Consider the following 11,399-nt stretch of genomic DNA (forward strand, 5'->3'; position numbering starts at 1 on the left):
CGCCGGCGTCGTCATCCCCCCCCCCCCACCCGCGTAACGGGTGCGCCCCGCTGTGGGGTTTCCCATTGCGGCCCTAATTTTGCCCGGGAACTTCCGGACTCGAACTTCGCGCGAAATTCGAATCCCGCCTGCGCGCGCCGCCGGTGGGGTGCGTTCGGGTGCTGGGCGCCCCGGGGTGCGGCGGTGGGTCCGAGGACGGGGGTCGGCGACTAGACTCGTCGGGTCGTAGTCGACGTTTCAGGGAGACCAGGTGACCGTCCAGCCGATCAGACTCTTCGGCGACCCCGTTCTGCGCACCAAGGCCGACGAGGTGGTCGACTTCGACAAGGAGCTGCGCACCCTCATCAAGGACCTCTGGGACACCATGGAGGACCAGGGCGGTGCCGGCCTGGCCGCTCCGCAGCTGGGCGTGAGCCTGCGCGTGTTCACCTACCACTGCGACGGCTTCGCCGGGCACCTCATCAACCCCACCTGGACCGCCGTCGGCGACGACGGCCAGCTCGGGCCCGAGGGCTGCCTGTCGATCCCCGGGATGTCCTGGGACTGCCTGCGCTCCCAGCACGTCGTCGCGCGGGGCTGGAACGCCCACGGCGAGCCGATCGAGGTCGAGGGCACCGACCTGCTGGCGCGCTGCATCCAGCACGAGACCGACCACCTCGACGGCGTGCTGTTCCTGGACCGCCTGGACGAGGAGACCCGCAAGGCGGCGATGCGCGAGATCCGCCAGGCGTCCTGGTTCGACGGCGACGTCCCGGTCATGAAGCAGAACCCGCACCCGCTGTTCGGAGGCCGCTGACGATGCGCGTCGTCTTCGCCGGAACCCCCGCGCCCGCCGTGCCCGCGCTGCAGGCGCTGATCGACTCCGACCGGCACGAGGTCGCCGCCGTCGTCACCCGCCCGGACGCTCACGCCGGCCGGGGCCGCAAGCTCGTGCGCTCGCCCGTCGGGGCGCTCGCCGACGAGCACGGCATCGAGGTGCTCACCCCCGCGAAGGCCTCCGAACCGGAGTTCCTGGCGCGGCTGCGCGAGATCGGCCCGGACTGCTGCCCGGTCGTCGCCTACGGTGCGCTGCTGCGCGAGGAAGCGCTGTCGATCCCCGAGCACGGATGGGTCAACCTGCACTTCTCGCTGCTGCCCGCGTGGCGCGGTGCCGCGCCGGTCCAGGCCGCGATCCGGCACGGCGACGAGATCACCGGCGCCAGCACCTTCCGCATCGTCCGCGAGCTCGACGCCGGGCCCGTTTTCGGCGTGGTCACCGAGCAGATCCGCGGCACCGACACCTCCGGTGAACTGCTGGAGCGGCTCTCGATCTCGGGTGCGGGGTTGCTGGCCGCCACCCTCGACGGCATCGAGGACGGCAGCGTCCGCGCCGAGGACCAGCCCGCCGACGGCATCAGCTACGCGCCGAAGGTCACCGTCGACGACGCCAGGGTCGACTTCACCGCACCGGCCGCAGCCGTCGACCGCCTCGTCCGCGCCGTCACCCCCGAGCCCGGGGCGTGGGCGCTGCTGGGGGAGGAGCGGTTCAAGCTCGGCCCCGTCACCGTCACCGACGAGCAGCTTCCGGCGGGCGAGATCAGGCCCGAGAAGCGACGAGTGCTGGTCGGCACCGGGACCACCGCGGTCGCGCTCGGCGAGGTGCAGGCCGCGGGCAAGAAGCGCATGGCCGCCACCGACTGGGCCCGCGGAACACGCATCGAGCAAGGAGAAAAGCTCCAGTGACTGAACGCCGCCGACGGCCCTCCCGCCCGTCGAAGGCCCGCCCGCCGCAGCGCAAGCCCAACCCGCGACCGGTGGAGGTCGACCCGGTGCGGCTGGTGGCGGTGGAGACGCTGCGCGCGGTCCGCGAGCGCGACGCCTACGCGAACCTGGCGCTGCCGCCGCTGCTCAAGCAGCGCCGCATCTCCGGACGCGACGCGGCGCTGGCCACCGAGCTCACCTACGGCGCCTGCCGCGCGAAGGGCCTGCTGGACGCGGTGATCGGCGAGTGCAGCACCCGTCCGCTGTCCGAGATGGACCCGAAGCTGCTGGACGCGCTGCGCGTCGGGGTCTACCAGCTCCTGCGCACCAGGATCCCCGCGCACGCCGCAGTGGCGTCCACTGTGGACATCGTGCGGTTCGAGAACGGTTCCAAGATGTCCGGTTTCGCCAACGCCGTGCTGCGGCGCGCGACCGAGCTGGACGAGCAGGGGTGGGTCGACAAGCTCGCCCCGGACCAGGCCGAGGACCCCGTCGGCTACCTGGCGATGAAGCACGCGCACCCGAAGTGGATCGCGCGGGCGTTCGCCGACGCCCTCGGGCTCGACGAGCTCGAAGACGCCCTGGCCGCCGACGACGCACGCCCGGCCGTGCACCTGACCGCGCGACCCGGCGAGATCAGCGCCGACGAGCTCGCCGCCATCACCGGCGGCGACCCCGCGCCCTACTCGCCCTACGGCGTGCGGCTGGAGGCCGGCGCCGGAGACCCCGGCGACCTCGAACCGGTGCAGGAGGGCTTCGCCGCCGTCCAGGACGAGGGCAGCCAGCTCGCCAGCCTCGCCGTCACCCGCCCCGAGATCGAGGGTTCCGACCTGCGCTGGCTCGACCTGTGCGCCGGTCCCGGCGGCAAGGCCGCGCTGCTGGGCGCGCTGGTCACCCTCGACGGCGGCACGCTCGACGCCGTCGAGCAGGCACCGCACCGCGCCGAGCTGGTGCGCAAGGCCACCGACGGTCTGTCGGTCACCGTGCACACCGGCGACGGCCGGGACCCCGGGCTGGAGCCCGGTTTCGACCGCGTGCTCGTCGACGCGCCCTGCACCGGGCTCGGCGCGCTGCGGCGACGCCCGGAGGCGCGCTGGCGGCGTCAGCCCGGCGACGTCGGAGAGCTCACCAAGCTGCAACGCGAACTGCTGATCTCCGCGATCGGTCTCACCCGGCCCGGCGGCATCGTCGGCTACGTCGTGTGCTCGCCGCACCTGCCCGAGACCGAGGGCGTCGTCGCCGACGTCGTCCGCCGCACCGGCGTCACCCAGCTCGACGCGCGCGAGCACTTCCCGGACGTGCCCGATCTCGGAGACGGGCCCGGCGTTCAGCTGTGGCCGCACAAGCACGGCACGGACGCCATGTTCTGCGCCCTGTTCCAGGTCTGACGAAGGAGCGTCCGAAGTGGACTACCGGGAGTGGTTGCGGGTCGCCGTCGAGGAGGCCGAAGCGAGCCTGGCCTCCGGTGGGATCCCCATCGGAGCCGCGCTGATCGGCACCGGCGGGGAGGTGCTCGGGCGCGGCCACAACCGGCGCGTGCAGGACGACGACCCGTCGGTGCACGGTGAGACGGCGGCATTCCGCAACGCCGGTCGGCAGCGCTCCTACAGCGGCACCACGATGGTCACCACGCTCTCGCCCTGCTGGTACTGCAGCGGCCTGATCCGGCAGTTCGGCATCGGCCGCGTGGTCATCGGCGAGGCCCGCAACTTCCACGGCGGCCACGACTGGCTCGCCGAGCACGGCGTGGACGTGGTGCTCCTCGACGACGACGCCTGCACCCGGATGATGGCCGACTTCATCGCCGCTCATCCGCGCCTGTGGAACGAGGACATCGGCGAGGAGTGAGAGCGTCCTCTCAGGCGGAACATCGTCGAGCGCCGTCCGGTTGACCGGGGCAGGTGGGCTCGATGAAGGTTGGGCGGCCCCGCAATCCGACGACAGGTGGTTCGAATGTCCTCCACTCCGGTTGAAGTGACCCGCACCGGCGAGCACACGTTCACCGCGACCAACTCGCGCGGTGCCGAGGTCGCCGTGGGCCGCGACGGTGCGCCCGGCGCGTTCACGCCCGGTGAGCTGCTGCTCGCCGCCGTGGCCGCGTGCTCGGTGGTGACCAGCGAGAACCTGTTCGTCCGGCGGATCGGCGAGGACGCCCAGCTGGTCGCGCGGGCCGACCGGACCAAGAACCCCGAGGACGAGCACAAGTTCGCCGAGATCCAGGTCGCGCTGGAGGCCGAGCTCGACGGCGTCGAGAACCGCGAAAAGCTCCTGGACGCGGTCCAGCGGGCCATCGAGAAGTACTGCACCGTCAGCCGCTCCGTCGAGGAGTCCACCCCGATCAACCTGGCCCTCCCGCGCTGATCGCCGTCCCGCGCGTGCCTTGGCAACGAGCGGTTCTGGTCCGAACCGTCCGTGATCGATGTCGGTTTTGCCGGATCAGTTCAGACCCAAAACCGCCCCTGCCGGGGACGGGTGGAGGTTCCGGGGGAGGCGGAGGCAACGCTTCGGCAACCTCGGGACCCGAGATCCGGAGCGCGTCGTAAAGTGCTCGGGCGTCCGAACAGATCGGCGACGAGCAGGAGGCAGTTCAGGTGGTAGACGACACCGCAGCGGCCCAGGTGTCCGGGTTGCGCCGGGCCCTCTCCGGGCGCCAGGTCGGCATGATCGCCATCGGTGGAGCCATCGGAACGGGTCTCTTCCTCGGATCCGGCCTGGCGATCTCCATCGCCGGACCCGCGGTGATCATCGCCTACGCCGTGGCCGCCTTCGCCGCGCTCGCGCTGGCCTACGCACTCGCCGAGATGATCGTGGTGCACCCCGAAGCCGGGGGCTTCGGCGCGGTCATCCGCGAATACCTCGGTGGCCTGCCGGGATTCATCTCCCGCTGGATCTACTGGGCCGCGCAAGTGGTCAACATCGGCAGCGAGGTCATCGCCGCCGGTCTCTACCTGCAGTTCTGGTACCCGCAGCTGCCGCTGTGGGTGCCGGTCGTGGGCTTCTCCGTGGTGATGCTGGCGATCAACCTCGCCGCCGTGAGCTTCTTCGGCGAGTTCGAGTACTGGTTCGCCATGATCAAGGTCGTCACCATCGTCGTGTTCGTGGTGCTCGGCGTCGTCTACATCGTCTTCGGCCTGCCGGGGCACGCGCCCGCCGGAGTCGGCGCGCTGACCGAGCACGGCGGCTTCCTGCCCAACGGGCTCGGCGCGGTGTGGCTCGCGCTGACCGTGGTCACCTTCTCCTACCTGGGCACCGAGGCGGTGTCGATGACCGCCGCCGAGTCCCGCGACCCCGCCCGCGACGTCCCGCGCGCCGCGCGCAGCACCGTGCTGCGGCTCGCGCTGTTCTACGTGATGGGCATGCTCGTGGTCGTCTCGATCCTGCCGTGGGACCAGATCTCCTCGTCCGAGGACGTCACGCAGAGCCCGTTCGTGCGCCTGTTCAGCCTGGTCGGCATCCCCGCGGCGGCCGGGATCATGAACTTCGTGGTGCTCACCGCAGCGCTGTCCGCGATGAACACCAACCTGTACCTGACCGCCCGCATGACGCACTCGCTCGCGCTCGACGGCTACGCCCCCCGCTGGTTCGCCGGGGTCAGCGCCAACGGCGTCCCGCGCCGGGCGCTGGTGCTCTCGGCGGCGGGCCTGGCCCTCGCCGCGGCGCTGGCGGTGTTCACCGAGGAGAGCGCGTTCCCGCTGCTCATCGGCCTGGCGCTGTTCGCGGCGCTGGTGGTGTGGCTGATGATCTTCGCCTCGCACCTGGTCTTCCGCCGTCGCCGCACCGCCCAGGGCCTGGACCCCTCGCCGGTCCGCCTGCCGGGCGCCCCGGTGACCACCGTGCTGGCGATGCTGTTCGTCGCGGCCGTGCTGCTGACGACCCCGTTCACCGAGCAGTTCAACACCGCGTGGAAGGCGGGCGTGCCGTTCCTGGTCGTCCTGTGCATCGCCTACTACGCGATCAACCGCAGGAAGGCGGCTTGACCGAGAAAGGTGGGCCCCCGGTGACCACTCGTCACGGGAATGCCGCCATCGGAGGAGGGCGTGAGCTCGGCGCGGCCGCGAGGGTTTTAAACTCCCGCATGTGTCGAACCAGCCGATGATCGCGCCTTCCATCCTCTCCGCAGACTTCGCCAGGCTCGCCGAGGAGATCTCCGCCGTGGGCGGAGAACCCGGCAAGCGGGCCGACTGGCTCCACGTCGACGTGATGGACGCGCACTTCGTCCCGAACCTCACGCTGGGCCTGCCGGTCGTGGAGTCGATCCTCAAGACCACCGACATCCCGATCGACTGCCACCTGATGATCGACGACCCGGACCGCTGGGCGCCGGGTTACGCCGAGGCCGGTGCGCACAACGTCACCGTGCACGTCGAGGCCGCCCACGACCCGATCAACCTCGCCAAGGACCTGCGCGCCGCGGGCGCCAAGGCCGGTCTGGCGATCAAGCCGGGCACGAACTTCGACGACTACGTCGAGGTCCTCAAGCACTACGACACCCTGCTGGTGATGTCGGTGGAGCCGGGCTTCGGCGGCCAGAAGTTCATGGCCGAGGTCCTGGACAAGGCCCGCAAGGCCCGCGAGCTGGTCGACACCGGGCACCTGAAGCTGCTCGTGGAGATCGACGGCGGCATCAACGCCGAGACCATCGAGCAGGCCGCCGAAGCCGGCGTGGACTGCTTCGTGGCGGGCTCTGCCGTCTACAACGCCGAAGACCCCGCCCAGGCCATCGAGGCGCTGCGCGCCACCGCCACCCCGGCCTTCACCCGCGCCCGGGCCTGATCACCACCGCCGCGCATCGCCCGAGGAGAACGCCATGGCCGCTGAGGTCGAAGTCCGGGCGATGCGCGCCGCGATCGAGGCCAGCGAGCGGGTTCGCGGCACCACCAGCCCGAACCCGCCGGTCGGCTGCGTGATCCTCGACGCGCGCGGCGAGGTCGCCGCGGTCGGCGCCACCAGCCCGCCCGGCGGCCCGCACGCAGAGGTCAACGCCCTGCGCGAAGCCGGAACCCGCGCCGAGGGCGGCACCGCCGTGGTCACCCTCGAACCCTGCGCGCACACCGGCCGCACCCCGCCGTGCACCGACGCGTTGCAGGCCGCCGGGGTGGTCCGCGTGGTGCACGCCGCCTCCGATCCGAACCCGTCGGCCTCCGGCGGGGCCGAGGTCCTGCGGAGCGCCGGAGTCGACGTCCACAGTGGTCTGCTCGCGGACGAGGTCGCGAAAGGTCCGCTGCGGGCCTGGTTGCACTTCGTCCACACCGGACGACCCCATGTAACCTGGAAGTACGCGGCCACATTGGACGGACGTTCGGCGGCCGCGGACGGCACCAGCAAGTGGATCAGCTCGGCCCAGTCCCGGGCCGAGGTGCACCGGGTGCGCGCGGCGATGGACGCCATCATCGCGGGCACCGGCACGATCCTCGCCGACGACGCGCAGCTCACCGCCCGCGATCCGGACGGAAACCTGCTGGAACGGCAACCGCTGCGGGTGGTCATCGGCGACCGCGAGATCCCACCGCGGGCACGGGTCCTCGACGACACCGCCGAGACCCTCCGGCTGCCAGGCGGCGACCCCGCCGCGGCGCTGGCCGAACTGGCCGGACGAGGAGTGGTCGACGTGCTGCTGGAAGGCGGGCCGACGCTCGCGGGGGCCTTCTGGGAAGCCGGCCTGGTCGACCGCGTGCTGGCCTACGTCGCACCTGCACTGCTGGGAGCCGGGCCCGCTGCGCTGGGAAGTGCGGGCGTGGGAAGCATCTCGCAGGCATGGCGGTTGCGGATCGAAGAGACGACGATGAGTGGCCCGGACGTCCGGATCAGCGCGGTCCCGCAGGACTGAGTTCGGTGCGACCCGCAAGGGCAGGCAGGAGGCAGCAGTGTTCACCGGGATCGTCGAGGAACTCGGCACCATCGAGACCGTGGAGCCCCTTGAGGACGGCTCGCGGCTGACCATCAGTGGTCCGGTGGTCACCCAGGACGCCAAGCACGGCGATTCGATCGCGGTCAACGGCGTCTGTCTCACCGTGGTCACCACCGAGGGCGGCGCGTTCACCGTCGACGTGGTCTCCGAGACGCTGCGCCGTTCCTCGCTCAAGCACATCGCCGCAGGTGAGCGGGTCAACCTCGAACGCGCCATGGCGCTGGGGGAACGCCTGGGCGGGCACATCGTGCAGGGTCACGTGGACGGCACCGCCGTCCTGCGCGACACCGCCGAGGCCACCGGGCTGACCTCCTTCGACCTGCCCGGGCATCTCGCGCACTACCTGGTGGAGAAGGGTTCGATCACCGTCGACGGCGTGTCCCTGACCGTCGCCGAGATCGTCGACGGCGAGCCCGCGCGGTTCTCCGTCGCGCTGATCCCCACCACCAAGGAGCTGACCACCCTCGGCCGACGCGCCGCAGGTGACGAAGTGAACATCGAGGTGGATGTGCTGGCCAAGCACCTGGAACGGCTCTCCGCAGCTCAGCTGGCCGGGCACGACCATGGTGCACCCGCGGTGACGGGGGACAATGGCGGCATCAGGGAGGCGCGATGAACCCCGAGGACGAGGTTTCGGAAACGGTGAGCACGAAGAAGTTCGACACCATCGAGCGGGCGTTGGCCGATATCGCGGCCGGCAAGCCGGTGATCGTCGTGGACGACGAGGACCGCGAGAACGAGGGCGACCTGATCTTCGCCGCCGAGAAGGCGACGCCGGAGCTGGTGGCCTTCATGGTCCGCTACACGTCGGGCTACATCTGCGTCGGCATGCCCGCCGAGGACTGCGATCGCCTCGACCTCCCGCCGATGTACCACTCCAACCAGGACCGCAAGGGCACCGCCTACACGGTCACGGTGGACGCGGCCGAGGGCGTGACGACCGGCATCTCCGCGGCCGACCGCGCCAAGACGCTGCGGGTGCTCGCCGACGGCGAAGCCACCGCGAAGGACCTCACGCGTCCCGGGCACGTGGTGCCGCTGCGCGCCCGCGAGGGCGGTGTGCTGCGTCGTCCCGGGCACACCGAGGCGTCGGTGGACCTGTCGCGGCTGGCCGGGCTGCGTCCGGCGGGTGCGCTGTGCGAGATCGTCAGCCAGAAGTCCGAGGGCGACATGGCGCGCCGCGACGAGCTGGAGGTCTTCGCCGACGAGCACGACCTCGCGCTGATCACCATCGCCGACCTGATCACCTACCGCCGCCGCTTCGAGAAGCAGGTGGTGCGCGTCGCCGAGGCCCGCATCCCCACCGTGCACGGCACGTTCCGGACCGTCGGCTACGACAGCACGCTGGACGGCATCGAGCATCTGGCGATGGTCTACGGAGACATCGGCGACGGCGAGAACATCCTGGTCCGGGTGCACTCCGAGTGCCTGACCGGCGACGTCATCGGCTCGTTGCGCTGCGACTGCGGACCGCAGCTGGACGCGGCGATGGAGAAGGTCGCCGAGGCCGGGCGCGGTGTGGTGCTCTACATGCGCGGTCACGAGGGACGCGGCATCGGGCTGATCCACAAGCTGCAGGCGTACCAGCTGCAGGACGACGGCGCCGACACCGTCGACGCCAACGTCGCGCTGGACCTGCCGGTGGACAGCCGCGACTACGGCCAGGGCGCCCAGATCCTGTGCGACCTGGGCATCAAGTCGATGCGTCTGCTGACCAACAACCCCGCCAAGCGGATCGGTCTGGAGGGCTACGGCCTGCGGATCGTCGACCGCGTGCCGCTGCCCATCCGCCCGAACCCGGAGAACATCCGCTACCTGCGGACCAAGCGCGACCGCATGGGCCACGTGCTGGACAATCTGGACGACGGCGAGGACTCCTCGATCAGCGGTGACACCGGCGTGACGGCATAGCTCTCGGAAACCGCACCTCAGGGGACCGTGAAGCAACCCGGCCACGCACGCGAGACGGGGCCGGAACGCGACCACCACTGAAAATCGCGGAGAGGGCGGAACAGGGAGAGGCGGAACAGGCAATGAGTGGGGAAGGAAGGCCGCGGGTCAGCGTGCCCGAGGCGGGCGAGCTGACGGTGGGCATCGCGGCGATCCGCTGGCACGAGCAGCTGGTGGACCAGATGCTCGACCGCGCGGTGGAGGCGGCCAAGCAAGCCGGTATCGCCGAGCCGACCGTGGTCCGCGTGCCGGGCTCGGTGGAGCTGCCGGTGGTGTGCCAGCAGCTCGCGCACTCGCACGACGCCGTGGTCGCGCTGGGCGTGGTCATCCGCGGCGGCACCCCGCACTTCGAGTACGTGTGCGACTCGGTCACCCAGGGCCTGACCCGGGTGTCGCTGGACGAGTCCACGGCGGTCGGCAACGGCGTGCTGACCTGCGACACCCTGGAGCAGGCCGAGGCCCGCGCCGGGTTCGCCGACTCGGTCGAGGACAAGGGCTTCGAGGCCACGGCGGCGGCGCTGGAGACCGCGCTGGTGCTGCGCGAACTGCGCGGCGGCGTGGACGGCGACAGGGGGTTCCTGTGAGCGCCGAAGCCGTGGTGGTCCGCCCGCGCAAGGTGCGCCGGGTGGCGATCCCGATCGCGATCCTGCTGATCGGGGTGTTCGCGCTGGTCGGGACGCTGCTGCGGAACACCCCGACCGGTGTGGTGTTCAACGTCTCCGACCAGATCGCCATGGGTGTGCTCGGCCTGCTGCTGGCCTCCGGCGTCATGCTGCTGACCAGGCCGCGGCTGCGCGCCGACGCCGACGGGCTGGAGGTCCGCAACATCATCGGCACCCAGCGCATCCCGTGGCAGCTGGTGCAGGGCGTCACCTTCCCCGACGGAGCTCCGTGGGCGCGGGTGGAACTGCCCGAGGACGAGTACGTCCCGATCATGGCCGTCCAGGCCACCGACGGAGACCACGCGGTCACCGCCATGCGCAACCTGCGAGAACTCCGCCGCACGATCGACGCCTGACCCAGAACCCCAAAAACCCCGGTGCTCCCAAGGACACCGGGGTTTTTCACGTCCACCCCTCCGGTCCCGGTGCCTGGGACCGGATTACCGCCGTAATCAGTTACCCGATTACGGCCGTATTCGGGTGTCTGATCACGGCCGCCATCCGGGTGCCCGGTCGTTGACGTCCGGTTCTCGGGGTGTTGAAAACCCCGGTGATCGTGTGGTGATCACCGGGGTTTTTCACGTCCTCATCCGGTTTTGGTGCGGGAGGACGCGGATTACCGCCGTAATCGGGTACCTGAATACCGGCGTAATCCGGGGGGTGAGGGCTCAGCCCGCGGAGACGAGGTCGCAGACGAAGATGAGGGTCTCGTTGGGGGCGATGACGCCGGGGACGCCGCGCGGGCCGTAGCCCATGTGCGGGGGGATGGACAGGCGACGGCGGCCGCCGACCTTCATGCCCTGCAGGCCCTTGTCCCAGCCCTCGATGACCATGCCGCTGCCCAGCTGGAGCTCCAGCGGGGTGCCGCGGTTCCAGCTGGCGTCGAACTCCTTGCCGGTGCTGTGCGAAATGCCCACGTAGTGCGCGGCCACGTTGTCGCCGACCTTGGCCTCGGCGCCGTCGCCGACGATGAGGTCCTCGATCACCAGGTCTGCCGGCGGCTCGCCGGTGGGGGCCTCGACGACGGGCTTGTCGTTGCTCACGAAAGTGCTCCTAGAAGTTCGGGAACGTTCACCGACCATTGTGGTCGCACCCGATGCCCAGGGCACGCCACCCCACCCGTCCCCCGGCGTGACCGG

The 11,399-nt window shown here is 71.0% G+C and carries 13 protein-coding genes; 12 read left to right on the top strand and 1 reads right to left on the bottom strand.

The features are described from left to right. Window positions 1-250: 250 nt before the first annotated feature. From def to AB0J91_RS30650, 12 genes are all read left to right on the top strand, one after another. Window positions 251-796, top strand: a complete 546-nt coding sequence (def, locus tag AB0J91_RS30595; RefSeq protein ID WP_132622537.1) for a peptide deformylase — start codon at window positions 251-253, stop codon at window positions 794-796. 2 nt (window positions 797-798) lie between these two features. Continuing rightward, on the top strand, window positions 799-1,722 hold the full coding sequence (gene fmt, locus AB0J91_RS30600) for a methionyl-tRNA formyltransferase (RefSeq protein WP_363875881.1): 924 nt from the start codon (window positions 799-801) through the stop codon (window positions 1,720-1,722). Then, window positions 1,719-3,128 carry an RsmB/NOP family class I SAM-dependent RNA methyltransferase gene (locus AB0J91_RS30605; protein ID WP_363875884.1) on the top strand — a complete coding sequence of 470 codons (1,410 nt, stop codon included), beginning with the start codon at window positions 1,719-1,721 and terminating at the stop codon, window positions 3,126-3,128. Before fmt ends, AB0J91_RS30605 begins: the two co-directional genes overlap by 4 nt. 16 nt (window positions 3,129-3,144) lie before the next feature. Continuing rightward, window positions 3,145-3,588 carry a nucleoside deaminase gene (locus AB0J91_RS30610; protein ID WP_363875887.1) on the top strand — a complete coding sequence of 148 codons (444 nt, stop codon included), beginning with the start codon at window positions 3,145-3,147 and terminating at the stop codon, window positions 3,586-3,588. Window positions 3,589-3,693: 105 nt separating this feature from the next. After that, window positions 3,694-4,101: an OsmC family protein gene (locus AB0J91_RS30615; protein WP_363875890.1), complete on the top strand. Its 408-nt coding sequence runs from the start codon at window positions 3,694-3,696 to the stop codon at window positions 4,099-4,101. Between the two features lie 230 nt (window positions 4,102-4,331). Then, window positions 4,332-5,717 (top strand): amino acid permease, encoded by a 1,386-nt coding sequence (locus tag AB0J91_RS30620; RefSeq protein WP_363875893.1) that lies wholly within the window; start codon window positions 4,332-4,334, stop codon window positions 5,715-5,717. A gap of 115 nt (window positions 5,718-5,832) precedes the next feature. Further along, entirely contained in the window at window positions 5,833-6,513 is a 681-nt protein-coding gene (gene rpe / locus AB0J91_RS30625; RefSeq protein ID WP_363875948.1) for a ribulose-phosphate 3-epimerase, read from the top strand. 34 nt (window positions 6,514-6,547) lie between these two features. Continuing rightward, window positions 6,548-7,567: a bifunctional diaminohydroxyphosphoribosylaminopyrimidine deaminase/5-amino-6-(5-phosphoribosylamino)uracil reductase RibD gene (ribD, locus tag AB0J91_RS30630; protein WP_363875896.1), complete on the top strand. Its 1,020-nt coding sequence runs from the start codon at window positions 6,548-6,550 to the stop codon at window positions 7,565-7,567. Between the two features lie 37 nt (window positions 7,568-7,604). Beyond that, complete coding sequence (locus AB0J91_RS30635) at window positions 7,605-8,264, top strand: riboflavin synthase (protein WP_363786518.1); 660 nt, start codon at window positions 7,605-7,607, stop codon at window positions 8,262-8,264. After that, on the top strand, window positions 8,261-9,559 hold the full coding sequence (locus AB0J91_RS30640; RefSeq protein ID WP_363875898.1) for a bifunctional 3,4-dihydroxy-2-butanone-4-phosphate synthase/GTP cyclohydrolase II: 1,299 nt from the start codon (window positions 8,261-8,263) through the stop codon (window positions 9,557-9,559). The genes AB0J91_RS30635 and AB0J91_RS30640 overlap by 4 nt, the downstream gene beginning before the upstream one ends. 122 nt (window positions 9,560-9,681) lie before the next feature. Further along, the gene (gene ribH, locus AB0J91_RS30645) at window positions 9,682-10,182 is read left to right on the top strand and encodes a 6,7-dimethyl-8-ribityllumazine synthase (RefSeq protein WP_363786522.1); all 501 of its coding nucleotides are present in this window, start codon (window positions 9,682-9,684) and stop codon (window positions 10,180-10,182) included. Beyond that, window positions 10,179-10,616 (top strand): PH domain-containing protein, encoded by a 438-nt coding sequence (locus AB0J91_RS30650; RefSeq protein WP_363786524.1) that lies wholly within the window; start codon window positions 10,179-10,181, stop codon window positions 10,614-10,616. Before ribH ends, AB0J91_RS30650 begins: the two co-directional genes overlap by 4 nt. A gap of 312 nt (window positions 10,617-10,928) precedes the next feature. Here the strand turns inward: AB0J91_RS30650 and AB0J91_RS30655 are convergent, their stop codons facing one another. Continuing rightward, window positions 10,929-11,303, bottom strand: coding sequence for an FKBP-type peptidyl-prolyl cis-trans isomerase (locus tag AB0J91_RS30655; protein ID WP_363875901.1), 375 nt, complete (start codon window positions 11,301-11,303; stop codon window positions 10,929-10,931). Window positions 11,304-11,399: the final 96 nt, after the last annotated feature.

This window comes from Saccharopolyspora sp. NPDC049357 (assembly GCF_040677225.1).
Lineage (GTDB): Bacteria > Actinomycetota > Actinomycetes > Mycobacteriales > Pseudonocardiaceae > Saccharopolyspora.

Excerpts from the sequence above, each read along its gene's own strand:
- fmt (WP_363875881.1), top strand. The coding sequence starts at position 799 with ATGCGCGTCGTCTTCGCCGGAACCCCCGCGCCCGCCGTGCCCGCGCTG.
- AB0J91_RS30615 (WP_363875890.1), top strand. The coding sequence starts at position 3,694 with ATGTCCTCCACTCCGGTTGAAGTGACCCGCACCGGCGAGCACACGTTC.
- AB0J91_RS30640 (WP_363875898.1), top strand. The coding sequence starts at position 8,261 with ATGAACCCCGAGGACGAGGTTTCGGAAACGGTGAGCACGAAGAAGTTC.
- ribH (WP_363786522.1), top strand. The coding sequence starts at position 9,682 with ATGAGTGGGGAAGGAAGGCCGCGGGTCAGCGTGCCCGAGGCGGGCGAG.
- ribD (WP_363875896.1), top strand. The coding sequence starts at position 6,548 with ATGGCCGCTGAGGTCGAAGTCCGGGCGATGCGCGCCGCGATCGAGGCC.
- rpe (WP_363875948.1), top strand. The coding sequence starts at position 5,833 with ATGATCGCGCCTTCCATCCTCTCCGCAGACTTCGCCAGGCTCGCCGAG.